Annotated in this window: 19 protein-coding genes, 1 tRNA gene and 6 pseudogenes; 12 read left to right on the top strand and 14 right to left on the bottom strand. The window is 64.1% G+C overall.

Going from position 1 to position 26960, the window contains the following annotated elements; all coding sequences use genetic code 11:
- Nucleotides 1–338: 338 nt before the first annotated feature.
- Nucleotides 339–524: a hypothetical protein gene (locus tag ACSKB8_RS10690; RefSeq protein ID WP_438103972.1), complete on the bottom strand. Its 186-nt coding sequence runs from the start codon at nt 522–524 to the stop codon at nt 339–341.
- Here ACSKB8_RS10690 and ACSKB8_RS10685 point away from each other — a divergent pair.
- From ACSKB8_RS10685 to ACSKB8_RS10670, 4 genes are all read left to right on the top strand, one after another.
- Nucleotides 523–861: a hypothetical protein gene (locus tag ACSKB8_RS10685; RefSeq protein ID WP_438103970.1), complete on the top strand. Its 339-nt coding sequence runs from the start codon at nt 523–525 to the stop codon at nt 859–861. The genes ACSKB8_RS10690 and ACSKB8_RS10685 overlap by 2 nt on opposite strands.
- Nucleotides 845–1525: a phosphoribosyltransferase gene (locus ACSKB8_RS10680; RefSeq protein ID WP_438103969.1), complete on the top strand. Its 681-nt coding sequence runs from the start codon at nt 845–847 to the stop codon at nt 1523–1525. The genes ACSKB8_RS10685 and ACSKB8_RS10680 overlap by 17 nt, the downstream gene beginning before the upstream one ends.
- 97 nt (nt 1526–1622) lie before the next feature.
- A complete protein-coding gene (locus ACSKB8_RS10675; RefSeq protein WP_438110487.1) occupies nt 1623–1889 on the top strand; it encodes an HIT family protein in 267 nt (88 codons plus the stop codon).
- Nucleotides 1890–2017: 128 nt separating this feature from the next.
- Nucleotides 2018–3217: a CBS domain-containing protein gene (locus ACSKB8_RS10670; protein ID WP_438103967.1), complete on the top strand. Its 1200-nt coding sequence runs from the start codon at nt 2018–2020 to the stop codon at nt 3215–3217.
- A 118-nt stretch (nt 3218–3335) separates the two neighbouring features.
- Here the strand turns inward: ACSKB8_RS10670 and ligD are convergent, their stop codons facing one another.
- Both ligD and ACSKB8_RS10660 read right to left on the bottom strand, forming a co-directional pair.
- Nucleotides 3336–4229, bottom strand: a complete 894-nt coding sequence (ligD, locus tag ACSKB8_RS10665; RefSeq protein ID WP_438103966.1) for a non-homologous end-joining DNA ligase — start codon at nt 4227–4229, stop codon at nt 3336–3338.
- A gap of 10 nt (nt 4230–4239) precedes the next feature.
- On the bottom strand, nt 4240–4593 hold the full coding sequence (locus tag ACSKB8_RS10660; protein ID WP_438103964.1) for a DNA polymerase ligase N-terminal domain-containing protein: 354 nt from the start codon (nt 4591–4593) through the stop codon (nt 4240–4242).
- Between ACSKB8_RS10660 and ACSKB8_RS10655 the strand changes: the two genes are divergently transcribed.
- Nucleotides 4586–5158, top strand: coding sequence for a uracil-DNA glycosylase (locus ACSKB8_RS10655; protein ID WP_438103963.1), 573 nt, complete (start codon nt 4586–4588; stop codon nt 5156–5158). The genes ACSKB8_RS10660 and ACSKB8_RS10655 overlap by 8 nt on opposite strands.
- A gap of 110 nt (nt 5159–5268) precedes the next feature.
- Here the strand turns inward: ACSKB8_RS10655 and ACSKB8_RS10650 are convergent.
- Nucleotides 5269–5358 (bottom strand) — tRNA-Ser (locus tag ACSKB8_RS10650).
- A gap of 194 nt (nt 5359–5552) precedes the next feature.
- Here ACSKB8_RS10650 and ACSKB8_RS10645 point away from each other — a divergent pair.
- Nucleotides 5553–5894 (top strand): hypothetical protein, encoded by a 342-nt coding sequence (locus ACSKB8_RS10645; RefSeq protein WP_438103961.1) that lies wholly within the window; start codon nt 5553–5555, stop codon nt 5892–5894.
- A gap of 52 nt (nt 5895–5946) precedes the next feature.
- Here the strand turns inward: ACSKB8_RS10645 and pcaF are convergent, their stop codons facing one another.
- Complete coding sequence (pcaF, locus tag ACSKB8_RS10640; RefSeq protein ID WP_128940398.1) at nt 5947–7155, bottom strand: 3-oxoadipyl-CoA thiolase; 1209 nt, start codon at nt 7153–7155, stop codon at nt 5947–5949.
- Nucleotides 7156–7370: 215 nt separating this feature from the next.
- Here pcaF and mutS point away from each other — a divergent pair, with 215 nt between their 5' ends.
- The gene (gene mutS / locus ACSKB8_RS10635; RefSeq protein ID WP_438103959.1) at nt 7371–10112 is read left to right on the top strand and encodes a DNA mismatch repair protein MutS; all 2742 of its coding nucleotides are present in this window, start codon (nt 7371–7373) and stop codon (nt 10110–10112) included.
- Between the two features lie 145 nt (nt 10113–10257).
- Here mutS and ACSKB8_RS10630 read toward each other — a convergent pair whose 3' ends face one another.
- The 5 genes and pseudogenes from ACSKB8_RS10630 to ACSKB8_RS10610 form a co-directional block, all read right to left on the bottom strand.
- Nucleotides 10258–11058 carry a hypothetical protein gene (locus ACSKB8_RS10630; RefSeq protein WP_438103958.1) on the bottom strand — a complete coding sequence of 267 codons (801 nt, stop codon included), beginning with the start codon at nt 11056–11058 and terminating at the stop codon, nt 10258–10260.
- 178 nt (nt 11059–11236) lie between these two features.
- Entirely contained in the window at nt 11237–11746 is a 510-nt protein-coding gene (locus ACSKB8_RS10625) for an OsmC family protein (protein ID WP_438103956.1), read from the bottom strand.
- A 55-nt stretch (nt 11747–11801) separates the two neighbouring features.
- Complete coding sequence (locus ACSKB8_RS10620; protein ID WP_438103954.1) at nt 11802–12587, bottom strand: ABC transporter ATP-binding protein; 786 nt, start codon at nt 12585–12587, stop codon at nt 11802–11804.
- A gap of 4 nt (nt 12588–12591) precedes the next feature.
- Entirely contained in the window at nt 12592–13437 is an 846-nt protein-coding gene (locus tag ACSKB8_RS10615; protein ID WP_438103953.1) for an ABC transporter permease, read from the bottom strand.
- A 213-nt stretch (nt 13438–13650) separates the two neighbouring features.
- Nucleotides 13651–14623: pseudogene (locus ACSKB8_RS10610) on the bottom strand (aliphatic sulfonate ABC transporter substrate-binding protein).
- Between the two features lie 187 nt (nt 14624–14810).
- Between ACSKB8_RS10610 and ACSKB8_RS10605 the strand changes: the two are divergent.
- A pseudogene (locus ACSKB8_RS10605) lies at nt 14811–17601 on the top strand ([protein-PII] uridylyltransferase).
- Nucleotides 17602–17744: 143 nt separating this feature from the next.
- Here the strand turns inward: ACSKB8_RS10605 and ACSKB8_RS10600 are convergent.
- Complete coding sequence (locus ACSKB8_RS10600) at nt 17745–18275, bottom strand: methylated-DNA--[protein]-cysteine S-methyltransferase (protein WP_438110485.1); 531 nt, start codon at nt 18273–18275, stop codon at nt 17745–17747.
- 99 nt (nt 18276–18374) lie between these two features.
- Here ACSKB8_RS10600 and ACSKB8_RS10595 point away from each other — a divergent pair.
- Nucleotides 18375–18728, top strand: a pseudogene (locus tag ACSKB8_RS10595) (DUF1304 domain-containing protein).
- A 146-nt stretch (nt 18729–18874) separates the two neighbouring features.
- A pseudogene (locus tag ACSKB8_RS10590) lies at nt 18875–20102 on the top strand (ABC transporter substrate-binding protein).
- A 127-nt stretch (nt 20103–20229) separates the two neighbouring features.
- Here ACSKB8_RS10590 and ACSKB8_RS10585 read toward each other — a convergent pair.
- The gene (locus ACSKB8_RS10585; RefSeq protein ID WP_438103951.1) at nt 20230–20655 is read right to left on the bottom strand and encodes a DUF1330 domain-containing protein; all 426 of its coding nucleotides are present in this window, start codon (nt 20653–20655) and stop codon (nt 20230–20232) included.
- A 168-nt stretch (nt 20656–20823) separates the two neighbouring features.
- Here ACSKB8_RS10585 and ACSKB8_RS10580 point away from each other — a divergent pair.
- Nucleotides 20824–23036, top strand: a pseudogene (locus ACSKB8_RS10580) (transglycosylase domain-containing protein).
- 502 nt (nt 23037–23538) lie between these two features.
- Nucleotides 23539–24203: pseudogene (locus ACSKB8_RS10575) on the top strand (hypothetical protein).
- Between the two features lie 176 nt (nt 24204–24379).
- Here ACSKB8_RS10575 and ACSKB8_RS10570 read toward each other — a convergent pair.
- On the bottom strand, nt 24380–25219 hold the full coding sequence (locus ACSKB8_RS10570; protein ID WP_438103949.1) for a M48 family metallopeptidase: 840 nt from the start codon (nt 25217–25219) through the stop codon (nt 24380–24382).
- Between the two features lie 311 nt (nt 25220–25530).
- Complete coding sequence (locus ACSKB8_RS10565) at nt 25531–26859, bottom strand: polyhydroxyalkanoate depolymerase (protein WP_370991025.1); 1329 nt, start codon at nt 26857–26859, stop codon at nt 25531–25533.
- Nucleotides 26860–26960 lie beyond the last annotated feature (101 nt).

The following is a 26960-nucleotide window of genomic DNA, read 5'->3' as shown; positions in this document are numbered from 1 at the left end:
CGCCCAATCTGGGCGAGCGATACCGCAGGAGCGGTTCCCGCCCCGTCGCCGGGCGGCTTGTCGAAGCCGACGCGAAGGCCTTCCGGAGCTGCGAAACCAAAGCTGGCAGCGCCCGTTGGTAGCAAAGGGAATAAGAAGTGAGAGCGAAAATGGTTGCTCGTGCTCGACCGGGACAGAGCGGTGAGGTCCGGGACGTTTCCATTCCACCTAGTGGGCTTGCCGGTATATTACACATTCCCGAAGGCAGCCGTGCCGTAGTCGTCTTTGCCCATGGAAGCGGATCGAGTCGCTTCAGCCCGCGCAATACGGCAGTTGCCGCCGCTCTCAATCATCATGCGCTAGCGACCCTGCTGTTGGACCTCTTGACCGTCGATGAAGAAGCGAACCGCGCGAATGTATTCAACATTGAGCTGCTGGCCGACCGTTTGCTTGATGCGGTGCGCTGGCTGGATCAGGACCGGACCATGGCTCGGTTTGCGGTGGGTCTGTTCGGCTCGAGCACGGGAGCAGCAGCCAGCGCTCATGGCAGCAGCCCGGCTCCGCAACCGAATCGGCGCTATCGTCTCGCGCGGCGGCCGTCCCGATCTCGCCGGCGATGCAATCGATCAAGTCAATGCTCCAACCCTCTTCGTGATCGGCGGCAATGACTTCGGGGTGATCGAGCTCAATCAAGACGCATTTGCGCGGCTTCGAGAACCCAAGGCAATCGAGATCGTTCCGGGAGCCAGCCATCTCTTTTCGGAACCGGGAGCCATCGAACAAGTGACAGACCACGCAGCACGATGGTTCGCCCGTTACCTCACGCCTATGGCTCCAGGAGCAGGTTCGAAGGCAGGACAGCGACATGCCGTTCAGAGATAGAATCGAAGCGGGTCGAAAGTTGGCGGCGCCCCTCGCCACGTACGGGAACCAGCACCCGGCCATTCTGGCGCTCCCTCGGGGTGGCGTGCCCGTGGCAGCTGAGGTCGCAGCCGCGCTGCATGCGCCGCTCGATCTCATCATCGTTCGCAAGGTCGGCGTCCCGTTCCAAAACGAGTTGGCAATGGGTGCCGTCGTAGATGGTGGCGCACCGATCGTGGTGCGCAATGATGATGTCATTCGGCTCGCAGGCGTCAGCGAAGCCGATTTCCAAGCCGAGTGCCGCAAGGAGATTGCCGAGATAGAGAGGCGGCGTCAGCGCTATTTGGGAGATCGTCAACGTCTTGAGATTTCCGGTCGGACGGCAATCGTTATCGACGATGGCATTGCGACCGGCGCCACCACGCGGGCCGCCTTGCAGGCGACGCGAAAACGAAATCCAAGCCGGCTCGTTCTCGCGGTTCCCGTTGCACCGACCGAGATTGTCCCGCAAATGCGCGCAGAATGTGATGATTTCGTCTGTCTTGAGGAACATACCGCGTTCGCCGCCATCGGTTACTACTATCGGGATTTCGGCCAGGTCTCCGACGACGAAGTGCTCGACATGTTACGACGCTTTCCGATTTCGTCCGATCTGCGCCAGTCGCGGGAAAGAGCCCAGCAATGATCGACTGTCCTTTCTGCAAAATCGTCAGCGGCGAGATGCCGTCAGCGAAAGTGTATGAGGACGAGGAACATCTCGCCTTTCTCGACATTCGCCCGCAATCCCCCGGCACACTCTCATCATCCCAAAGAAACACCAGCGCTGGGTCTGGGACGTACCGAACGTTGGCGCGTATTTCGAAGTCGTACGGACGGTTGCGCGCGCAATGCAGAAGGCGTTCTGCGAGGAAATACATTCCCGCATCATGGGCGAAGAAGTGCCGCATGCGCACATTTGGCTGTATCCCGCTCCAGGTAGGGCGAAAGGCGACCCGAGAGATTTTGAGCGGAATGCGAGAGCAATTCGCGACGCACTTGAGCCGCTATGATCCGGAGTTCTGGGCATCACGTTCGCCGACATTCATCGTGCAGCGGCCTGATGCGCCGTGTTCAGCCTTAGGAACAAGCGCCCTCGATGCGATGTTTTCCCATGAGCGCCACTGCTCGCGAGGCAGCGATGTTCCTGCACCGGATCAAAATCCTCACGCTCGCCGGGTTCACGATATGGATCGACATCTCGTGGCTCATCCTGGCAGCGCTGTTGATCTGGACGCTGGCGCTCGGCGAGTTCCCTCGCACAGTTCCGAATTTGTCCGCCGCCACATACTGGTGGATGGGATCTGCAGGCACGATCGGCCTGTTCATCTCGATCATCCTGCATGAGCTGAGCCATGCGCTGATTGCGCGGCGTTACGACATGCCGATTGCCGGCATTACGCTGTTCATCTTCGGCGGGGTCGCCGAACTGAACAAGGAGCCGAGCAGCGCCAAGGCAGAATTCCTTATGGCGATCGGCGGGCCGATCGCCAGCATGGTGCTTGGCACCATCCTGCTCCTGGTCGCCGCCGCAGGCGAGAAGACCATGTCCCCCGCCGCATTCGGCGTGCTCGACTACCTTGGCGGCCTCAATTGGATCTTGGCACTGTTCAATCTCATTCCCGCCTTCCCGCTCGACGGCGGACGGGTGCTGCGCGCTGGCCTTTGGGGCTGGATGAACGATTTTGGACGGGCCACGCGCATTGCCGCCGGCAGTGGCGAGTTCTTCGGCCTTGCCATGATCCTGTACGGCATCCTGGAATTCATCACCGGCAGCACAATCAGTGGCGTCTGGCTGTTCTTTATTGGCTTGTTCCTGCACGGCGCCGCCGGCGCGGCACGGCACGAGTTGACGCTTCGCCACACCTTCGGCGGGCTTCCCGTTTCCACGCTCATGCAACGCAATCCGATCGGCGTCGCCCCGGATATTTCCATTGCGGAATTGGTCGAGGATTACTTTTACAAGTACTACTTCAAGGCTTTTCCCGTGCTGCGCGACGGCGAACTCATTGGCTGCATCATGGCGAAGGATGTCCGCGATCTTGATCCCTCCGACACCACCCGGCGCCGCGTCGCTGATGTCATGCGCCCCTGCTCGCCGGAGATCATTGTCCCTCCGCATCTGGATGCACTGGAGGCGCTTGCAAGGATGCAGGGCGGTCGGCACAGTCGTCTGCTCGTGGTTGAACAGGGACGGCTTCTCGGCGTCCTGGCCTTGTCCGATATGCTTCAATACCTCTCGCTCAAGCAGGAGCTCGACCGAAACATGCAGGATCTGCCATGGAGCGCTGCCAAGACCCGTAATGCGCGATCTGCCCACTACGGGCATCCCGCCCGCTGACGCGCGAGCCAATGTCCAAGCAAATTCGCTCAGATTGCGTTTAGCGGATGGCAACAGGGAACGCATTGTCCGCAATTGCCCTTGATCCCTTAAGTGGCTGAGGACTTCGGCCCGGTTCTCATGCGCGCTCCCGTCTGACTTGCCGCGCCGGCTTGTCGCTGCGCATGCCGAGAAACACCGGATGTCGCATCTCCCCCTCGCGGGTCCATTCAGTGAACTTGACCTGGCACACGAGCCGCGGCTTGATCCACGTGGTCCGGTCCTCGTGCGGAACGTCCGTAAACGGCTTCTTGTCTGTTCTCAACTTCATCATGCGCGCGTGCAGCGTCGCGAGCATCTCTCGGGAGAATCCCCCACCGCTGTGACCAACATAGACAAGCTTGCCCTTGTCGTACACGCCAAGCACCAGCGAGCCAAAGTGCTGGCGGCTCCCGCGCGGCGCGGTGAAGCCGACGACAATGGCTTCCTGTTCCTGGTCGGCCTTGATCTTGAGCCAATCTTTCGTGCGCCTGCCCGAGTGGTAGAGACTTGCGGCACGCTTCGCGATAATGCCCTCCTCCCCCGCTCGTCGTGCTTTGTTGAACGCCGCCTTGCCATGCCGCTTTCTGTGTCCGCTGTAGTGGACGAGTGGGTGCCGGGTAAGGATGGCGTGCAAACGGTCCTTGCGCTCAAGCAACGGCTTGCGACGCAGGTCGCGGCCATCGAGGAAGAGCAGATCGAACACATAATAGCGGAGACGCGCCTTGCCTTTCAGGGCATTCTGCAGCAGCTGGAATCGGGATCGACCCTCCGCGTCGAGCGCCACTAGCTCGCCGTCAATCACGGCATTGCGCTTGATGATATCGAGCGCTTCGGCGACTGGGGCATAACGCCTGGTCACGTCGTTGCCATTGCGCGAGTAGAGGGAGCCATTTCTGCCTCCGGTTTTTGCGACAAGCCGGAAGCCGTCCCATTTCGTCTCGAAGATCCATTCCTTGTCATCGAATGGCGCGTCGATGAGGGTCGCCAGCATTGGCCTGAGGTCACTTTTTCGCATGCGTCTTGATCAGCAGCCATTGCTTCGGGCTCTTCAGGCGCACGAGCGAATATGCCCCGCGAAGCTTGCTTCCCTTGAGAACGAAGCTCAGGCGTCCTCGCCGCAAGCCTGCTCGCATGGTTCGCTCGCTCTCTGCTGCGCTGGCCGCGCCCTCGGCTTCGTAAGTACCGCCGTCCCATTTTTCAACGAGCCCTGCGCGTCGAAAACTCGCGTCAATGACCGTCGGTTCCAAGGCGAATCGGCGGCCGGTCTTGGCGCGGTTGGAAATCAGTGGCGCGACGGCAGTTGATAGAGCCAGAGCATTTGCATTGCCAGGCTTGGCGCCGGAACCGATGGCCAAGGCACGCGTCGCCAATACACATCTCGATCACCGTCGTGTCGCGCCTGAAGGCCTGTTCCGACGACCGCGGCTATACGTGGTTGGCGAGGCACCCGGCGCAGAGGAAGCTGCGCAGGGCAGGCCTTTTGTCGGTCCGGCCGGCAGGGCGTTGCGCGAGATGCTGGATGAAGCTGGGATCGATCCCCAACAGGTGCGTTTGGCAAACGCCATTCCTTTCCGGCCAATCGCGCATTCCAAAGAGCGGAAGCCACGTAATCGCAGCCCAACAATCGAGGAAGTCGATCGCTATGGCGCAGCAGTGCTGAACGACATTCGGCGGTCCAGGCCAGGCGTGATCGTTGCTCTTGGCAGCACAGCGGCTCGCCTGTTCGGCCAGTCGCAATCGATCCGTGTGACGCGCAAGGCAAAGCTCCAATTTGAAGGTCACCCGCTCCGCATCACTTTCCATCCAGCTTACGTCCGCCGCTTCGGCGGACGGAACGGCGACGCTTGGCGTCACGCGGTCGCCGATCTACGCCGGGCCTGGAACGACTCGGCGGTTCATTTGGATCCAAATCGTGCTTGAGGATCTCGACAGGGCGTACTGCCGACTGCGGCGGGCGCAGTCGACGCATAGCAATGGGCTAAAGAACCCAAGCGCGCGAAATCGTAGTTTGGCGCAGACAATCGTGCAAATGGCGGAGAGAGTCGGATTCGAACCCACGGTACGGTTTCCCGCACACACGCTTTCCAAGCGTGCGCCTTAAGCCACTCGGCCATCTCTCCGGAGCGCCCTCTCTTGAAGGGGCGCCGACGATTTTGCAAGGGATCGCGGGTAAATCGGGCGAATTTTCCGCAACATATTGTATTTACGAGAGAATATCCGATGCCGATCGACGCCCGATCCGCCCGCCGGCTGAACCTGCGGCGGGTTTGGGGCGACGATTCACGTGAGGACGCCAAACCGCCAGGGGGATGCCATGACCGTCTGCAAGACCATCACTGCGCTGAGCCTGATTTCGGCCCTGGGTATCGCCGTCGCCGCGCCGGCGATGGCGCAGGTCTGCACCCGGCAGGGCGTTGACGTGAGCTGCGACGACGGGCGGCGCGGGGTGCTTTCGGGCGATGCCATCGTCTGGCCGGACGGCACCCGCTCGAGCTCGACGCCCCATCCAAGCGTGATCATCGGCAACAAGAGCTCGGTGCATGTCGGGCCCGGCGTGTTCGTCGGCCAGGGCAAGGGCATCGTGCCGCTGGATGATCCCAACGCACCGAACAAGCGGCAGTGCGCAATTCTGGATGGCGTGTCGTATTGCTATTGAGGCACTCGTTTTCCTCTCTCCCCGTAAGAACGGGGAGAGAGACGGAAAGAGCTCAATTCAGCTTCTCGATCGCGACCGCGACACCCTGGCCGACGCCGACGCACATCGTGGCCAGCGCGAGCTTGCCGCCGCGCTTTTCCATGCCATGCACGGCGGTGAGCGCGAGACGGGCGCCGCTCATGCCGAGGGGATGGCCGAGCGCGATGGCGCCACCATGCGGATTGACGAAGTCGGCATCATCAGGCACGCCGAGCTGACGCATGCAGGCGATGCCTTGCGAAGCGAAGGCTTCGTTCAGCTCGATCAAATCGAAATCACTGATCTTCTTGCCGAGCCGCTCCATCAGCTTGCGAGTCGCCGGCACAGGTCCAATGCCCATGATGCGCGGCGGCACGCCGGCCGAGGCGAGGCCGAGAATGCGCGCGCGGGGCGTCAGACCGTGCCTCTTCACCGCAGCTTCGGATGCGAGGATCATTGCGGCGGCGCCGTCATTGACGCCGGAGGCGTTGCCGGCAGTGACCGTGCCGGGATTGCGCACGATCGGCTTCAGCTTGGCGAGACCCTCCAGCGTCGTCTCGGGCCGCGGATGCTCGTCCTTGTCGACCGTGATGGGACCGGCCTTGCCGCCGGGAATGGTGATCGGCGTGATCTCTTCCGCAAAATAGCCGGCCGCAATCGCCGCGCCCGCGCGCTGCTGCGAGCGGATGGCGAAGGCATCCTGGTCGGCGCGCGAGACCTGGAATTCCTCGGCGACGTTCTCGCCGGTCTCCGGCATCGCATCGACGCCGTACTGCGCCTTGAGCAGCGGATTGATGAAGCGCCAGCCGATCGTGGTGTCGAAGATCTCGGCCGAGCGCGAGAACGCCTCCTGCGCCTTGCCCATCACGAAGGGAGCACGGGTCATGGATTCGACGCCGCCGGCAATCGCAAGCTCGATCTCGCCGGAGCGGATCGCGCGCCCCGCAGCGCCGACCGCATCGAGGCCGGAGGCGCAAAGCCGGTTCAGGGTCTGGCCGGGGACCGAATCCGGCAAGCCCGCCAGCAACAGCGCCATACGCGCGACGTTGCGATTGTCCTCACCAGCCTGATTGGCGCAGCCGAAGAACACTTCATCGACCTGAGCCCAGTCGAGATTGGGATGCTTGGCCATCAGCGCCTTGATCGGGGTAGCGGCGAGGTCATCGGCGCGCACCTTGGCGAGTGAGCCGCCGAAACGGCCGATCGGGGTCCGCACGGCATCGCAGATAAAGACGTCACGCATCGTTGTTCTCCCTGAATGCCGCGATCCGGCCCAAATTCTTCAATGTCCGCGGAGTTTTAGGAGGGCGCCCGCGGCAGGTCAATTGACGGTTTCGCGTGCGTTTTGCAGGGCCTGCCGTCCGCCACGCATGCCGCCGTGCGGACAACGTGGAAAACCTCGCCTCTCCGGCCAAAGCGATAGGAGCGAGGGGCGAAATTTTGTAGGTTGCGCCGCCCATGACAATGCAACAGCCCATTCCCGCGCCAGAGCCCGAATCCACGCCCGCTCCGCCGGCGGAAGCCGCCGCGCGCGTGACGCCGATGATGGAACAGTACCTTGAAATCAAGGCGGCGCATCAGGGATTGCTGCTGTTCTACCGGATGGGAGACTTTTACGAGCTGTTCTTCGAGGACGCCGAGATCGCCTCGAAGACGCTCGGCATCGTCTTGACCAAGCGCGGCAAGCATCAGGGCGCGGATATCCCGATGTGCGGCGTGCCGGTCGAGCGCTCCGAGGATTATCTGCACCGCCTGATATCGGCCGGCCACCGCGTCGCCGTGTGCGAGCAGACCGAGGACCCCGCCGCGGCGAAAGCGCGCGGCAACAAGAGCGTGGTGCGCCGCGGCGTGGTGCGGCTGGTCACGCCGGGCACGCTGACGGAGGACACGCTGCTCGACGCGCGTGCCAACAACTACCTGCTGGCAATCGCGCGCGCCCGCTCTTCCGCCGGCGGCGACCGGTTTGGCCTTGCCTGGATCGACATCTCCACCGCCGAGTTCATGGTGACGGAGTGTTCGGGCGGCGAGCTTGCCGCGACGCTGGCGCGCATCAATCCGAACGAGGCGATCGTCACCGACGCGCTCTACAACGACAGCGAGCTCGGACAGACCCTGCGCGAGCTGCCGGCGGTGACGCCGCTGACCCGCGACGTCTTCGACGGTGCCACCGCCGAAAAGCGGCTGTGCGATTATTTCGCGGTCGCGACCATGGACGGGCTGGCGCAGCTGACGCGGCTGGAAGCCACGGCTGCGGCCGCCGCCGTCACCTATGTCGACCGCACCCAGGTCGGCAAGCATCCACCGCTGTCGCCGCCAGCGCGCGAGGCCTCGGGCGCGACCATGGCGATCGATCCCGCCACCCGCGCCAATCTCGAATTGACGCGCACGCTCGCGGGCGAGCGACGCGGCTCGCTGCTCGACGCCATCGACTGCACGGTGACCTCGGCCGGCTCGCGCCTGCTGGCCCAGCGTCTGGCGGCGCCGCTGACCGACGCGCCAGCGATCGCGCGGCGGCTCGACGCCGTCAGCACCTTCGTTGCCGATTCGGCAACGCGCGAAGACATCCGCAGCATCCTGCGCGGCGCGCCCGACATGTCGCGGGCGCTGGCCCGTCTCTCGGTCGGCCGCGGCGGGCCGCGCGACCTCGCCGGCATCCGCGACGGCATCATCGCAGCCGACCAGGTGCTGACGCGGCTGTCCGAACTCGACCAGCCACCGCACGAGATCGCCGCGGTCATGGCGGCGCTGCAAAAGCCGTCGCGCGAGCTCGCATCCGAATTTGCCAGCGCACTCGACGAGCAACTGCCGCTGATCAAGCGCGATGGCGGCTTCGTGCGCCAGGGTTACGAGCCTGCGCTGGACGAAGCCCGCAACCTGCGCGATGCCTCGCGCCTGGTGGTGGCCTCGATGCAGGCCCGCTACGCCGACCAAACCGGCGTGAAGGCCCTAAAGATCCGGCACAACAACGTGCTCGGCTATTTCGTCGAAGTGACCGCGCAGCACGGCGACAAGCTGATGTCGCCGCCGCTGAATGCGACCTTCATTCATCGCCAGACGCTGGCGGGCCAGGTGCGCTTCACGACCTCCGAACTCGGGGAGATCGAGGCCAAGATTGCCAATGCCGGCGACCGCGCGCTCGGGCTCGAGCTCGAAATCTTCGAGCGACTGTCCGCCAAGGCGCTCGAGATCAGTGAAGACTTGCGCGCCGCCGCGCACGGCTTTGCGCTGCTCGATGTCGCGACGTCGCTCGCCAAGCTGGCGGTCGACGAGAACTATGTGCGGCCCGAGGTCGACACGTCGCTCGGCTTTGCCATCGAGGCCGGCCGCCATCCCGTGGTGGAGCAGGCGCTCAAGCGCAATGGCGAGCCGTTCATCGCCAATGCCTGCGACCTGTCGCCAGCGCCTGGACAGAAGTCCGGCCAGCTCTGGCTGCTCACCGGTCCCAACATGGCCGGTAAATCGACTTTCCTGCGCCAGAACGCGCTGATTGCCCTGATGGCGCAGATCGGCAGTTTCGTGCCGGCGACGCGGGCGCGGATCGGCATCGTCGATCGCCTGTTCTCGCGCGTCGGCGCCGCCGACGATCTCGCCCGCGGCCGCTCCACCTTCATGGTCGAGATGGTCGAGACCGCGGCGATCCTGAACCAGGCCGGCGAGCGCGCACTCGTGATCCTCGACGAGATCGGCCGCGGCACCGCGACCTTCGACGGCCTCTCGATCGCCTGGGCCGCGATCGAGCACCTGCACGAGAGCAATCGCTGCCGCACGCTGTTCGCGACGCATTATCACGAGCTGACCGCGCTCTCGGCCAAGCTGCCGCGGATGTTCAACGCCACCGTGCGGGTGAAGGAGTGGCAGGGTAACGTCGTGTTTTTGCATGAGGTGCTGCCGGGCTCGGCCGACCGCTCCTACGGCATCCAGGTCGCCAAACTCGCCGGCCTGCCGCCGGCCGTGATCACGCGGGCCAAATCGGTGCTGGCGAAGCTGGAGGCCCAGGATCGCGGCCAGACCGCCCGCGCGCTCGCCGACGATCTGCCGCTGTTCGCCGTACCCTCGCGCGCCGCGGCAGAAGCTGCGCCGCCGAGCGAAGCCGAGCTTTTGATGGATGCGCTGAAGGCGCTGCACCCGGACGAGATGTCGCCACGCGAGGCGCTGGATGCGCTGTATGCGTTGAAGGCGAAGCTGCCGAAGCAGTCATAGTGCCGTAGGGTGGACAAAGCGACTTGTCCGCCGTAGCTCGAAGAGCGAAGGCGGAAGCGTGCCCACCATGCAACGACGAATCCGCAGGCAGATGGTGGGCACGGCGCGCGAAATGCGCGCCTTTGCCCACCCTACGGTACGAAGCTCACGCAGCCGCCAGCCGCTTCCTTCGCCCGTTCCACCACAGCGTCAGATTCCAGACGATGCAGGTGGCGAGCCCCATGCTGAGGCCGATCGCGGAGCCGAAGTTTGCGGCGCCGAGATGCATCACCGCGATCGCCATACCGAACCCGAGCAGGCCCCAGGCGGAATTGGCGAGCACGGCGGCGGTCGGCGGGCCGCCGATGCGCGGGTGTAGGATCACCATCATGCTGGTGAAGACGATCGGGTAGAGCGCGATGACGCCGGAGACCCGCGGGCCGACCCAGCCCGACGTCGAAACCACGATCGCGACCAGCGTCGCCACCAGCGCGGCGCGGAACGGAATGTCGTACCAGCGACGCGTGACCAACGGCATCTTCACGTGGCGGCACTTGGCGAGCAGCGGAATGCAGATGCCGAAGGCAATCAGGTTCACGGCGAGTCCGGCCGTCAAGGTCCAGTCGAACAGGCGGATGATGGAGGCCAGCACGATCCACACGGCTATCGCGCTGCCGGCACTCACCAGCAGATTGTTCCGCTGCGCCAGCACGACATAGCAGAGGCCAAGGACGATCGTCGCGGCGTTCACCGGAAGGCTCGACAGCGCGCCTTGCGCGATGAAGGCGGCGTCATGGTCGAGCGCGAGGAAGACATAGGAAGGTCCCGCCGAGATCGGCAGCGTCGCCACCAGCGCGCCGATCACCGGTCCCGAGCGTTCGGTGATGATCGACGCCGTCACGACGAACGCCGCGGCGATCGCCATGCGCAGGAGAAGGAAGAAGATGAAGTGGAGGTCGGGGGACATTTTCGGCTTCTTACCCTCCCCTGGAGGGGGAGGGTCGGCTCATATGGAGCGCAGCGAAATATGAGACGGGGTGGGGTGACAGTCTCTCAACAGACACGGTGCCCGAGTGGAGAGATCACCCCACCCCGCTCGCGCTGCGCGCGATCGACCCTCCCCCTCCAGGGGAGGGTATAGAGAGTCACATCCGCTGCATCGACACTGACACCTTCGGGCCGTTCTTGATGGTCTGATAGACCACGCAATAGCGCTCGGTGAGCTTCAGCAACAGATCGAGCTTGTCCTGCGGCGCATCCGTGTCGACCTCGAAGCGCAGGCGGATCTCGGCGAAGCCGACCGGGGTCTCCTTGTCGACGCCGAGCGTGCCGCGGAAATCGAGATCGCCCTCGGCATAGACGTTGCCGGTCCTAAGCGGCACCTCGATCGCGGTCGCAACCGATTTCAGCGTGACACCGGCACAGGCGACCAGCGCTTCCAGCAACATGTCGCCGGAGCAGAGCTCGAGGCCGGAGCCGCCGGTGGCGGGATGCAGGCCAGCCATCGCGATGGCGCGGCCGGTCTCGACCTTGCAGGCGATGCCGTCGCTGTCGGTGGAGCCCTTGGCCTTCAGCGTGATCAGCGCAGCCTTGGGATCGGTCTTGTAGCGCTCCTTGATCGGGGCCTGCATCTGGCGCAATTGGGCAGCGTCCATGTTCGTTCTCTCCCGGAAAGATTGCTCCTCGATGTACCGGCTTGAAGGCGGATTGTCACCACCACATGGCCTGACCGGGACCCTGGGTTGCGTCACGGTCGGGCACGCTGCGGTCGAGCGAACGGTCGAGCGACGTCAGCACACTTCGCTTGAAATTCTCGAACAGCGGCGAATTGCGGTCGCGCGGCCGGCCCAGATTGATCTCGATCTGGTCGAACAGCCGGCCCGGCCGCGGCCGCATCACCAGCACGCGATCGGCCAGCACCACGGCCTCGTCGACGTCATGCGTGACGAGGATCAAGGTCGGCCGCGTGTCGGCCCAAAGGTCGAGCAGATGATCCTGGAGGTCGCGGCGGGTGAAAGCATCGAGTGCGGAGAAGGGCTCATCGAGCAGCAACACCTCAGGCTGCGGCACCAGCGCGCGTGCGATCGCGACGCGCTGTGCCTGTCCGCCGGAGAGCTCGCGCGGCCAGGCCTGCGCCTTGTCAGTGAGCCCGACGCGCTCGAGCGCGCGCGCCACCTTCTCGCGCCGCTCGGCTGCGGGCAGATCGGCAAGGCCGAAGCCGATATTGTCGGCGACGCTGAGCCAGGGCAAAAGCCGCGGCTCCTGGAAGATGATGCCGATCTTGGCGTGCGGCGAACTGATCGCCTCATCGTCGAGCGTCACCGTGCCGGAGCTGGCGCGATCGAGGCCGGCGATGGCGCGCAGCAATGTTGATTTGCCGCAGCCGGAGCCGCCGATGATGGCGATGATCTCGCCTTGGCGGATCTGCGCGGAGAAACGCGCCAGCGCCTGCACGCCGTTGGGATAGGTCTTGCTGACCCGGTCGAGCGCGAGCATCGTCTCAAGCTCCCTTCGCGCGGGAGAAGGCGTCCTGCCAGCGCAGGAAGGGCGCGGCGGCAACCTCGATCAGCCAGTCCGTGAGCTTGCCGAGGATGGCGAAGATCACGATGGCGGCGAGGATCTGTGCGGGCTTGCCGAGCTGCTGGCCGTCGAGCAGGAGATAGCCGAGACCTTCGGAAGCGCCGATCAGCTCGGCCGCCACCACGAACATCCAGCCCAGACCGAGGCCGACGCGCAAGGAGACGACGTAGGCCGGCAGCACCGCGGGCAACAGGATGCGGCGGATCATGGCGGGCCCGGAGAGACGGAAGGTGCGGCCGACCTCGACGATCTTGCGGTCGACCGAAAGGATCGCGCCCATCACGCCGAGATAGACCGGGAAAAACACGCCGACCGCGATCAGCGCGATCTTCGAAGTCTCGAAGATGCCGAGCCAGAGAATGAACAGCGGCACCCAGGCGAGCGAAGGAATCGCGCGCAGCGCCTGCACGGTCGGATCGAGCAGCCGCCGCGCCAGCCACCAATAGCCGGAAATGGCCCCGAGCAACGTGCCTGCAACGACGCCGAAGGCGAAACCGAGCCCGACCCGCCACAGCGTCGCTGTGATGTGGCGGACCAGCTCGCCGGAGCGGGCGAGCTCCGTGATGGTGGCCAACACGCGCGAGGGCGGCGGCACCAGACGTCCGTTGGACCAGCCGAGCCAGACCACAAGCTCCCAGCCAAGCGCCAGCGTCAGCGGCAGCAACAGCCCCAGCATCGGCCGCGCATAACGTGCGACGCGCGAAGGCGCGGCAACGCTGTCGGCCGTATCAGAGGATTGTTGCAGGACTGGCGCGTCGGAGATCATGGTTCTAGCAAGCGCGTCTGGTCGGGGAATGCAACACTACTATTGCCGCGCCCTCCGCCAGGTCTTCCCTTCTCCCCCTGTGGGAGAAGGTGGCGCGAAGCGCCGGATGAGGGGTTCTCTCCACTCGCAACACTGACCGTGAGGAAAGATACCCCTCACCCGGCTTCGCGTGCCGCGAAGCCACCCTCCCCCACAAGGGGGAGGGTAAGAAGATCAATTCGTCGGCAGCGGGACCTGGTCGTCGATCAGGGCGTCCAGCGTCGCTTTCACGTCGACCTTGGCATCGACGACGCCGGCTTGCTGGAGCGCGAGGCCGGCAGCGAGGATCGACTCGCGCTGGGGCGCGCCGATGCGGCTGTGCGTCAGCTCGGTGCGCTCCTTGAGCTGCTTGTCGACGACGGCGTCAGGCAGTTTTGTGACGGCAATGAAGGTCTTCTTCAGCTCGTTCGTAATTCACCAGCGAGTACTTTCGCGCCTCCTCGTATACCGCAAGCACGCGGCGAGCCGCATCCGGATAGTCCTTCAAGAACTGCTCGCGCGCATTGAGGATGCCCCAGGTGTTGGCGTCGGCCTTGCGATAGAACAGTTTTGCGCCCTCCTCGACCTCGGCCTGCGCCATCATCGGATCGAGCCCGGCCCAGGCATCGACGTCGCCGCGGATCAGCGCGGTCTTGCCGTCGGCATGCTGGAGCAGCACCGGCGTGATGTCCTTTTCGGTGAGACCCGCGCCAAGCAGGGCGCGCACCAAGAAGATGTGCGGATCGGTGCCGCGAGTCACCGCAACGCGCTTGCCCTTGAGGTCAGCAACGCCAGCGATCTTGGAATCCTTTGATGTCACCAGCGCCGTCCATTCGGGACGCGAATAAACGTAGATCGATTTGATCGGGTTGCCGTTGATGCGGGCGACCAGCGCCGCCGAGCCCGCGGTCGAGCCGAAATCGATCGAGCCGGCGTTGAGGAATTCGAGCGCCTTGTTGGAGCCGGCCGACTGCACCCAGGTGATGGTGATGCCGTCCTTGGCGAACTCTTTCTCCAGCAGGCCCTTCTGCTTCAGGACCATCGAAACCGGATTGTAGGTCGCCCAGTCGATGCGGATCTCCTTGAGCGGATCCGCCGCCCGTGCCGCAGGGGTCATTGCGAGCGCGACGGCTCCCACCAACAGAATGCGTCGTGTAATCCTGGTCATGCCCAGCTCCTCCAAAACTTCATTGTTTTTCAAGGAGTTATGGCTAGAGGTCAACGAGAAAATCCGTCCCTTGCAAGCGCGCGGTCCGAGAAGGGATTTGCCCAAAGCCGCAGCTTTCCAGCATGGAACGGCTATTGCCAGAGAATGGCGGGTGACAGCGCCTGCCGCCTCTTATATCCGGTGAGACATGGACAGCGTCGCGATTGAGCAGAAGCCAGAGACGGATGACCGCTTCGACACCGCGCGGATCACCGCCGCGGTCGATGCGCTCGCCGAAAAGCACGAGGGCCGCGAGGACACGTTCCGCACGGCCATGGCGCAATTGCTCAAGGCCGAGCTGATCGCCTCGCGCGCCGCGGCACAGGCGATCCTTTTGAAGGACCGTCACGGAAGGCGCTGCGCCGAGCGGCTGTGCCATGTGCAGGACGAGATCATCCGCATCCTCTATTCAGCGGCAACACGGCATCTCTATCGCTCGCCGATCCCGAGCGGCGCCGAGCGCATGGCGGTGGTGGCGACCGGCGGCTATGGCCGCGGCCTGATGGCGCCGGAATCCGACATCGATCTCTTGTTCATCCTGCCCTACAAGCAGACCGCCTGGGGCGAGCAGGTCGCCGAAGCCATCCTCTACTGCCTCTGGGACATGGGGCTGAAGGTCGGCCACGCCACCCGCTCGGTCGACGAATCGATCCGCCAGGCGCGCGGCGACATGACGATCCGCACCGCCATCCTGGAGACGCGCTTCCTGACCGGCGACAAGCCGCTCTATGACGAATTGGTCGAGCGCTTCGACAAGGAGGTGGTGCAGGGCACCGCGTCCGAATTCGTCACCGCAAAACTCGCCGAGCGCGAGGAGCGGCATCGCCGCGGCGGCCAGTCGCGCTATCTGGTCGAGCCCAACGTCAAGGACGGCAAGGGCGCCCTGCGCGACCTGCACACGCTGTTCTGGATCGCAAAGTATGTCGACCGCGTCCGCGACACCGACGAGCTGGTCGAGCGCGGCGTGTTCGACGCGCAGGAATATCGCAGCTTCCGCCGCTGCGCCGATTTCCTCTGGTCGGTGCGCTGCAATCTGCATTTCTACTGCAATCGCGCCGAAGAACGCCTCTCCTTCGATCTGCAGCGCGAGATCGCAGTCCGGCTCGGCTACACCTCGCATCCCGGCATGCAGGACGTCGAGCGCTTCATGAAGCATTACTTCCTGGTCGCCAAGGAAGTCGGAAACCTCACCGCCATCCTCTGCGCCAAGCTCGAGGACCAGCAGGCCAAGCCGGCGCCGGTGCTGAGCCGAATGATGGCGCGGCTGCGGCCCAGCACCGTGAAGCGGCGCGTGCCCGATAGCGACGACTTCATCGTCGACAACAACCGCATCAACGTCGCCGCGCCCGACGTCTTCAAGCACGATCCGGTCAATTTGATCCGCATCTTCCGCCTGGCGCAGAAGAACAACCTCGCCTTTCATCCCGATGCGATGCGCGACGTGACGCGCTCGCTCGGCCTGATCAACGGGCAGCTTCGCGAGAATCCCGAGGCCAACCGGCTGTTCATGGAGATCCTGACCTCCAACGACGCCGAGACCGTGCTGCGGCGGATGAACGAGACCGGCGTGCTCGGGCAATTCATCCGCGCCTTCGGCAAGATCGTCTCGATGATGCAGTTCAACATGTATCATCACTACACCGTCGACGAGCATCTGATCCGCTGCATCGGCTTCCTCCAGGACATCGAGCGCGGCGGCATCGAGGAGTTCGCGCTCGCCAGCGACCTCATGCGCAAGACGAGACCCGAGCACCGCGCGGTGATCTACATCGCGACGCTACTGCACGACGTCGCCAAGGGCCGGCCGGAGGATCACTCCATCGCCGGCGCCAAGGTGGCGCGGCGGCTGTGCCCACGGCTCGGCTTCAGCCCGGCCGATACCGAGCTGGTCGCATGGCTGATCGAGGAGCATCTGACGATGTCGACGGTCGCGCAGTCGCGCGACCTTTCGGATCGTAAAACGATCGAGAACTTCGCCGCCGTGGTGCAGTCGGTCGAGCAGATGAAGCTCCTGACGATCCTTACCACCGCCGACATCCGCGGCGTCGGCCCCGGCGTGTGGAACGGCTGGAAGGCGCAGCTGGCCGCGCTCGCTCTATTACGAGACCGAGCCGGTGCTCACCGGCGGCTTTTCGGAAGTCGATCGCGGCAAGCGCCTCGCCGCCGCGTACGCCGAATTCCGCATGGCCTTCGCCGAATGGCCGGAGGACGAGCTCGATGCCGATATCGGCCGGCACTATCCGGCCTATTGGCTCAAGGTCGAGCTGCCGCGCAAGATCCGCCATGCCCGCTTCGTCCGCTCCAGCGAGCAGGCCGGCCACAAGCTCGCGATCAATGTCGGCTTCGACGAGGTGCGCGGCGTCACCGAGCTCACGATCTTCGCGGCCGACCACCCCTGGCTGCTCTCGATCATCGCCGGCGCCTGCGCCTCGGCCGGTGCCAACATCGTCGACGCCCAGATCTACACCACGACCGACGGCCGCGCGCTCGACACGATCTCGATCTCCCGGGAATATGACCGCGACGAGGACGAGGGAAGGCGCGCCACGCGCATCGGCGAGATGATCGAGGACGTGCTGGAAGGCAAGCTGCGCCTGCCGGAGGTTGTGGCGCGGCGCACCGTGCGCAGCAAGGCGAAGCCCTTCGTGATCGAGCCGGAAGTGACCATCAACAACCAATGGTCGGACCGCTACACGGTGATCGAGGTCTCCGGCCTCGATCGCCCCGGCCTGCTCTACGAGCTGACCACCGCGATCTCGAAGCTCAACCTCAACATCGCCTCGGCCCATGTCGCGACCTTCGGCGAACGCGCGCGCGACGTGTTCTACGTCACCGATCTGCTGGGCGCGCAGATCAACGCGCCGACGCGGCAGGCCGCCATCAAGAGCGCGCTGACCCATGTGATGGCCGGCGATAAGGCGGTGCAGCCGGCGGCGTGACCCTCGCCCGTCATTCCGGGGCGCGCGTAGCGCGAGCCCGGAATCGATTCATCCGCAGAGTCGGTGGCGCGAGAGATTCTCAGGTGCGCAATTGCGCACCATAGCTCGCCGCTCCGCGGCGCCCGGAATGACGAGGGGGAGGCCTAAACCTCTACCCCTTCATGCCGCAGCAGCCAGCGCTTGCGCTCGAGGCCACCGCCGTATTTCACCAGTGAGCCATCCGCGCCGATCAGGCGGTGGCAGGGCAGCACCACGCTGATCGGATTGGAGCCGTTGGCATGGCCGACGGCGCGAATCGCTTTGGGCATATCGATCCTTGCGGCAAGCGCGCCGTAACTCATCGTGGTCCCGGCGGGGATTTGCGCGAGCGCGGTCCAGACCTTTTGCTGGAACGACGTGCCGGCGATGCGCCATGCGATGGCCGAGAGCTGGCCGAGGTCGCCTTCAAAATAGCCCGACAGCGCAGCCCGCATCTGCGTCGGCGCAGGCTGATCGCGGAGGTCCACCGCACCATAATGCAGCCGCAACAGCTCGCGCATGCGGTGCTCGTAGTCTTCCCAATCGAGCGCGCGCAAGACGCGCTCGGCGTCGGTGACGAGCAGGGCGATGCCGATCGGCGTCGCCAGGCGATCGAGACCGAAGCGTTCAGGCGTTTTGGTTGATCGAGCGGGCATTGCGGCACCGTTGCATCGAAATACGTCCGTCGCACTTGCCATGCCGGCCGTGCTAACGTCCACCCGAAAGCTGACGCTTTTGGGGAGCTCAACTTGATTTTGATCGCCAATCTTCTGGTGGCGCTGGTCGCCGTCCTGCATGTCTTCTTCCTGATCCTGGAGATGTTCTCTGGACAAGCCGCTGGGCTTGAAGGTGTTTCGCAACACGCCTGAGAAGGCCGAGATGACGAAGGTACTGGCCGCCAATCAGGGCCTCTATAACGGCTTCCTCGCCGCCGGCCTGATCTGGGTCTCATCCACGGCAATCCCGCCTTCGCGTTCCAGATCAAGGCGTTCTTCCTGCTTTGCGTGATCGCGGCCGGCGCTTATGGCGCCGCGACCGTCAGCACACGCATCCTGATGGTGCAGGCGCTGCCGGCGGCGATCGCGCTGGTAGCATTGTTCCTGGCCTAGCTTTTGGCCTGAGACGCTACGGCGCAGCGCCGTGATCCTTGCGCGGCGGCGAGCGTTCCTCCACAATCTTCGGCAGCGATGGCGACCGTTGCAATCAACGGACAAAGACCATCGATCGAAAATTCCGTCAGGAGGAACGACCCAATATGACCAATCGCAGAGCCTTCCTAGCTGCCACGACAGCGCTCGCCTTCGCGTTCTCAGCGAGCCAAGCCCTCGCCCAGAAGAAATACGACACCGGCGCGAGCGACACCGAGATCAAGATCGGCCAGACCGTCCCGTTCTCCGGCGCCTATTCCGTCTACGCCAATATCGGCAAGACCCAGGCCGCCTATTTCAAGATGATCAACGATCAGGGCGGCATCAACGGTCGCAAGATCAATTTGATCCAGTATGACGACGCCTATTCGCCGCCGAAGACTGTCGAGCAGGTGCGCAAGCTGGTCGAAGGCGACGAGGTGCTGTTCACTTTCCAGCTGATCGGCACCGCTGCGAACGCCGCCGTGCAGAAATATCTCAACGGCAAGAAGATCCCGCAGCTCCTCGCCTCGACCGGCGCGGCGCGGTTCAACGACCCGCAGAACTATCCCTGGACCATCGCCTATAATCCCAACTACGTGTCCGAGGGGCGCATCTACGCAAAATACATTCTCGCCAATCATCCCAACGCCAAGATCGGCGTGCTCTACCAGAATGACGACATGGGCCGCGACGATCTCGCGGGCCTCAAGAGCGGCCTCGGCGACAAGGCCGCCAGCATGATCGTCGGCGAGGTCTCCTATGAGGTCACCGACCCGACCGTCGACTCGGCAGGTGGTCAAGCTGAAATCGATGGGCGTCGACCTGTTCTACGATGCGTCGACGCCGAAATTCGCGGCTCAGGCGATCAAGAAGCTTGCCGACCTCGGCTGGAGCCCGGTGCATATCCTCGACATCAATGCGAGCCCCGTGTCAGCGACGTTGAAGCCCGCAGGCCTCGACATCTCCAAGGGCATCATCTCCACCAATTACGGCAAGGACCCCGGCGATCCCCAGTGGAAGGACGATCCGGGCGTGAAGGCCTTCTTCGCCTTCATGGACAAGTATTTTCCGGAAGGCGACAAGCTCAACACCGTCAACACCTACGCCTATTCGGTAGCCGAGCTGCTGGTGCAGGTTCTGAAGCAATGCGGCGACAACTTGACGCGTGAGAACGTCATGAAGCAGGTCGCCGGCATCAAGGGCTATACGCCCAGCCTAGCGCTGCCCGGCATCAAGATCACCACGGGCCCGAACGACTATCGCATCAACAAGCAGATGCAGATGATGAAGTTCAACGGCGAGCGCTGGGAGCTGTTCGGACCGATCATCGCAGACACCGGGCCGTCGGGTTAGTGTTGGTCTCGTAGGGTGGGCAAAAGCGCTCTTGCGCCGTGCCCACCACCTCTCCACGATCGCATGAGACGTGGTGGGCACGCGCCGGAATGCGCATTCGCGCACTCCGGCGCTTTGCCCATCCGCACTACGAAGGTATCTCGCCAAAGTTCTTCCCCACCGGCAGCACCGCGTGGCGGATCAGCCGGGAATCCTCCACCGCTGCCTGCCTATGCTTCACCGCTTCGCGATAGACGGGATCGCGGATCATCTCGACGAAGGCAGCAACGCTCGGGTATTCGGCGATGAAGCAATGGTCCCAGCGCTCGTCCTGCGGACCGATCAGCATTAGCTCGAATTTGCCTTGCCAGACGATGCGGCCGCCGAGGCGCTCGAACACCGGGCCGCTCTCGCGGCCATAGGCCGCATAGGCTTCCGCGCCGCTGGCCTTGCGGCCGTCCGGATAGGCCGCCTCCTTGCGCAACCGCACCAGGTTGAGCATGTGGATCGGGCCCGGGCGGTCGTTCTCCCGGAATTGCGCGAAGATCTCCTTGGTCGGATCGATGTGGCCCATGCGAGTTCCCTCTTTCTTGATGCGGGCGATCCTAGCTCCGGCGCCTCAGAAGCGGAACTGCGGCCGGCGAATGCCGCACCTCCTAATCGCGCGTTAAGCTTTGTGTAACCGGGCCTTAAACAGCGACCGCTAGCGTGCGGCGGGGCGGGCTGACCGGGCGTTTTGCGTATGGCGTGGGGAAAGAAAAAGGGTGGGCGGAAGGAGCCGTTGTTCGGCTTGCCCGCGGCGCTCGCCGATCTGCGCCTGACCGCGGCGGACCGCATTCCCGGCGGCGAGGACAAGCCAAAGAAATCAGCGAAATCATCCGCCAAGCGCAAGAGCGAGGATGCAGGCGACGAGCCGCCGCCGCGCGAGCGCAAGGCTCCGGCCGGTCGCAGCGGCGCGAAACGCCGATCGAAATCGCGCGGAGGCCTCAGCCTCGGCCGCCTGGTCTATTGGGGCGCGGTGCTCGGGCTGTGGGGCGTCATCGCCGTGATCGGCGTCGTGGTCTATGTCGGCGCCCATCTGCCGCCGATCCAGTCGCTGGAGATCCCCAAGCGCCCACCGACGATTCAGATCGTCGGCATCGACGGCAGCATGCTGGCGCAGCGCGGCGAGATGGCCGGCGCCAATATCGCGCTGAAGGATTTGCCGCAGTACTTACCCAAAGCGTTCATCGCCATCGAGGACCGCCGCTTCTATTCGCATTTCGGCATCGACCCGGTCGGCATCCTGCGCGCCCTCGTCACCAACGTGCTCCATCGCGGCGTCTCGCAGGGCGGCTCGACGCTGACGCAGCAGCTCGCGAAAAACCTGTTCCTGACCCAGGAGCGCACCATGCAGCGCAAGCTGCAGGAGGCGGAGCTGGCGATCTGGCTGGAGCGCAAGCATTCCAAGAACGAGATTCTGGAGCTCGATCTCAACCGCGTCTATTTCGGCTCCGGCGCTTACGGCGTCGAGGCCGCGGCGCAGAAGTATTTCGGCAAGTCGGCCAAGAACGTCACGATCGCTGAAGCGGCCATGCTGGCGGGCCTCGTCAAATCGCCCTCGCGGCTCGCGCCGAATCGTAATCCGGAAGGCGCCGAAGCGCGCGCGCAAATCGTGCTCGCGGCGATGGCGGATGCAAAGTTCATCACCGACGCGCAGGCCAAGGCCTCGATCGGCCATCCCTCCTACGAGGTGAAGCCGGTCGGCGCCGGCACGGTCAATTACGTCGCCGACTGGATCGGCGAAGTGCTGGACGACCTGGTCGGCCAGATCGACGAGAGCATCAAGGTCGAGACCACGATCGATCCAAAGCTCCAGAGCGTGGCGGAAGCCGCCATCATCGACGAGCTCGCGGCCAAGAGCGTGAAGTTCAACGTCAGCCAGGGCGCACTGGTGGCGATGGCGCCCGATGGCGCCGTGCGCGCCATGGTGGGCGGGCGGAACTATTCCGAGAGCCAGTACAACCGCGCGGTCACGGCGAAGCGCCAGCCGGGCTCCTCGTTCAAACCGTTCGTGTATCTCACCGCGCTCGAGCAGGGGCTGACGCCGGATACCGTCCGCCAGGACGCGCCGATCGAGGTCAAGGGCTGGAGACCTGAGAACTACACGCACGAATATTTCGGCGCGGTGACGCTGACGCAGGCGCTGGCGATGTCGCTCAACACGGTTGCCATACGCCTCGGCCTCGAGGTCGGGCCGAAGAACGTGGTGCGCACCGCGCACCGGCTCGGCATCTCCTCGAACTCGAGCCCAATGCCTCGATCGCGCTCGGCACGTCCGAAGTCTCGGTGGTCGAGCTGGTCGGCGCCTATGCGCCGTTCGCCAACGGCGGCCTCGCGGTGACGCCGCATGTCGTGACGCGGATCAAGACGCTGGGCGGCAAGCTGCTCTACATGCGCCAGCCGGACGAGCGCAACCAAGTGATCGACCCCCGCTATGTCGGCATGATGAACTCGATGATGCGGGAGACGCTGATATCAGGTACCGCCAAGAAGGCCGAGATCCCGGGCTGGCCGGCGGCCGGCAAGACCGGCACCAGCCAGGATTACCGCGACGCCTGGTTCATCGGCTACACCGCCAACCTCGTCACCGGCGTCTGGCTCGGCAATGACGACAACTCGCCGACCAAGAAGGCGACCGGCGGCGGCCTGCCGGTCGAAGTCTGGACGCGCTTCATGCGCACGGCGCACGAGGGCGTGCCGGTGGCGGCCTTGCCGAATTCACAAGCCAGCTGGGGCCTGTCGAACCTCGCACAGGCGGCCTCGCAGGTCGCGTCGCCGACAGCGGCAGGACCAGCACCGACGAACAATGGCGGCTATCGCCCGCCGTCCCCCACGCGCGCCAATGTGCGCCCCGAGGCAGCCGCAGGGCTTGATGGCTGGCTGATGGACCGCCTGTTTGGCGGGAATCGATAGCTTGGGGCTGAGGGCCTTGGGCCCCTCGAAACAAAAACTGCGAAAACAACCCCATGCACAGTAGACGGCAATCGCCGGCGCGATGCGCGGCTGATGATGCGAAGCGTTTGATGCGGCGGGACTAAACGAGCGAGACGCGCAATCGTCGCGAAGTGTGGCGAAAATCGAGCGAGAGGCTTGGGTGTTGCTCCACCCTGCCCTGTCATTCCCGCGAGGGCGGGGAATCCAGTACGCCGCGGCTTCTCGATTGAACCACTAAGGCTCCCGGATACTGGATCGCCCGCCTGCGCGGGCGATGACGGCTTTTGCTGAGCTGGTAACTCGCCCACCCATCCTCGCATCACCGCTTCGGCAATTCCTGCCTAGCGCGGCAAGATTCTCCGCGGCCCCGCAGCTCCCCGAACGCAAAAACGCCAGTCTCTTCAAGCGTCCGACACCGGCCCGAGATTTGCTCTCCTAGGTTGAGTCCCGAACATTCGGGTTTAGTGTGAAGGAGCGTTCCATGATTTCAGGCCTGTCCAGCGCGGCGCTGCCCTATCTGCGTCCTGCATCGACGTCCGGTTCCAATGCGACATCGACGTCGGATCTCAAACCGGTGGAGTCGACTGCAACCGATGCGGCGACCGCCAGCCCCGGAATAAGCGTCTCCCAACTGAAGCCGCTGCAAGGTGCCAAGCCGATATCGGTGGCGGACAATCCGGTCCTGCGCGACCTCATGGCAACGAACTGGCTGACGACCCATGGTGCGAGCGCCGGTCAACCTTCCATCTCGGACAATGCGCCTGAGAACACCTATGCTCAGGTGAAGGTCGGCGGCAAGGTGGTCGCCACGCTGTACAATGGCGGGTCTTCGACGATGACCAACGAGGCCGCCGCGAAGATCGGCAAGCTGGAGGATCCTCCAGGTCTGGGGGGACCGGATCTGGCGCAATGGCGGGCCGACCAATACGCCGCGCCGCTTGGCGGCACGGTCGAAAAAGCTTCCACCGCGATCACGCAATCGCAATGGACGCCGCGCCAAAGCAGTTCTGCGACCTATAGTCGCGAGCAACTCGATGCCGCCTTTCAGGCGATGCTGGCCGAGGGCCAGAAGAGCGCCATGCAACTGCAATCGTCCTATCTGGCGTCACGCGCGCTTCAGGGACGAGTGCGGATATCAGTGCGTGAGCGTCGCTTGATGCCGCTCCGCTCTCCGCTGTCATTCCCCGCGAAAGCGGGGAATCCAGTACGCCGCGGCCTCTCGATTCAATTACGACGGCCTCTGGAATACTGGATCGCCCGCTCCAGTGCGCAATTGCGCACAAGGCGGGCGATGACACCTTCCAAGACCGCAGCAGCGCGCCCTAATCCTCGGCCCCATACCGATGCAGGTCATTTCCGTACGTATCGAGCCACTTCTTGGCGCGCTCCATTGACGGACAGACTTTTCCGCAGACGCGCCAGAACCGCGCCGAGTGGTTCATCTCGACGAGATGGGCGACCTCGTGGGCGGCGAGGTAGTCGAGCACGAAGGGCGGCGCGAGGATCAGGCGCCAGGAGAACGACAACGAGCCGGCCGAGGTGCAGGAACCCCAACGGCTGGACTGATCACGGATCGAGAGCCGCTTGACCCTGACGCCGAGCTCGGTCGCGTAGGCCTCCGCCGAGCGCTGAAGGTCACGGCGCGCCTCGCGCTTGAGGAAGTCGCTGACGCGGCGATCGATATAGTCGAAGCCGCCGGCGACGCAGAGAATGCGTTCACCGCTGTCGCGCATCTCGGTCCACACCGTGCCACGCTCACCGGCGCGGTGAACGATGCGATGGGGAACGCCGCGCAGCGGTATCACCGTTCCCGACTGGAACGGAGCGGCCTTCGGCAAGCGACCGAGACGTGCAGCGATCCACGCACCGTGACGCTGCGCGAAGTCCTTGGCCTCGACGAGCGTGCCACGCGGCGGCATGGTGAGGATGGCTTCGCGGTCACTCGGATGAATTCTGAGCGTGTAGCGGCGCGCGCGTCTGTGTCGGCGCAACCGGATCGCGAAAAACTGCGATCCGTGGGTGATGACGAGGGTCTTCGGTTCGTGGGGCCGCCGATAAAGGAGCGCGCGAGTGGCCATGTCTGTCAGTCCGGGGGGCAGGAGGGCGCCCGGATTCTGCCATAACCGCCGCCATGGAAAGCGCTCGGCGCAAAAACAAATCATTTGCCCAATATACAGCGGTCAAGCGTCCGGGAGACCCTACAGACTGGGGTTGGAACCCGTTTTTTTCGCCCCCGCTGGACGCATGCGGCACCCCCAAGGGGTGAGTGCCGACTCACTCCTATAAAGCTACCTAAATACCGCGAATCTGGACGGAGCCGCCCCCTGTCGGAGCCTCCGACAGGACCTGAATTTTCGACGGGAAAGCCGAAATACGCGACTAGAGCCGTTCCGATGAAATCGGAGCGGCTCTTGTTTCCTGCTTTGACGCGTTTTCTTTACGCGAACCGGTCGCCACTTCGCTCGAAAACGCTCTATTCGGCCGCGAGCGCCTGCAATGAGCTCGGATTCGCCGCCGAGACCATGAAATCATGAATCCGCGGCACGATTTCCGACTTGAAACGCGAGCCGTTGAACACGCCGTAATGTCCGACGCCCTTCTGGACGTAATGAACGCGGCGATGATCGGGAATCGAGCTGCACAAAGTGTGCGTTGCTTCGGTCTGACCAAGACCGGAGATGTCGTCCTTCTCGCCTTCGACCGTCATCAACGCCACGCGCGTGATCTTGGAGGGATCGACGCGTGTTCCACGATGGGTCATCTCGCCCTTCGGCAGCGCGTGCTTCACGAACACGGTGTCGACGGTTTGCAGATAATACTCGGCGGAGAGGTCCATGACCGCCAGATATTCATCGTAGAATTCGCGATGCTTGTCGACGAGGTCACCGTCGCCCTTCACCAGATTGGCGAAGAGCTGCTTGTGCGCATCCATGTGCCGGTCGAGATTCATGCTGATGAAGCCGTTGAGCTGCAGGAATCCCGGATAGACGTCGCGCATCATGCCCGGATGCGGGAACGGCACCTTGGTGATGACATGGTTGCGGAACCAGTCGATGCCGCGCTCCTGAGCGAGGTTGTTCACCGCGGTCGGATTGCGGCGGGTATCGATCGGCCCGCCCATCAGCGTCATTGAGGTCGGCACGAAGGGGTCGCGCCGCGCTTCCATGATCGAGACGGCGGCGACGACGGGCACGGAGGGCTGGCACACCGCCATGACATGGGTGTTGCCGCCGAGGACATGCAGCATCTCGATGACATAGTCGATGTAGTCGTCGAGGTCGAAGCGGCCCTCGCTGAGCGGCACCATGCGGGCATCGGCCCAATCGGTGATGTAGACTTCATGCGCGGGCAGGAGGGCTTCCACCGTGCCGCGCAGCAGCGTGGCATAATGGCCGGACATCGGCGCCACGATCAGCACGCGCGGCTGCGGGCTGCGCAAGGGGCGCGCGAACTTGCGATCGAAGTAGAGCAGCTGGCAGAACGGCTTTTCCCAGACCGAGCGGATCTCGACGGGCACGCGGATGCCGTTGACCTCGGTGTCGTTGAGGCCCCATTCCGGCTTGCCGTAGCGGCGCGTGGTACGCTCGAACAATTCGCAGGCCGCGGCGACCGACTTGCCGACCTCGGTGCGCGCCCAGGGATTGAGGGGATTCTGAAACAGGAGCTTGGTCGCATCGGTGACCGCGCGGGCTGGATTGAGAGAGGCATGTGCCATCTCGTACATCCAGTACATCGGCGTCGTCAGGACCGGACTGCCTTCAGCCGCCAGGGGCGGCGCGCCGCCAAACTCACCAATAGGCATCGCTATATTCCTCTTCGCATCGCAGCATACTGCCGAATGCGCAATATTGCGTCAATGCATGGTTCCGTACATCTACGTGCCGGAAAAGCCAAAACCAGCCT

Origin of the sequence: Bradyrhizobium sp. BR 1432, from assembly GCF_051547705.1 — a bacterium.
In the GTDB taxonomy this organism is placed as follows: Bacteria; Pseudomonadota; Alphaproteobacteria; order Rhizobiales; family Xanthobacteraceae; genus Bradyrhizobium; species Bradyrhizobium zhanjiangense.
The sequence above is the reverse complement of the archived record's forward strand: the minus strand, read 5'-3'. Positions and strand labels throughout refer to the sequence as shown.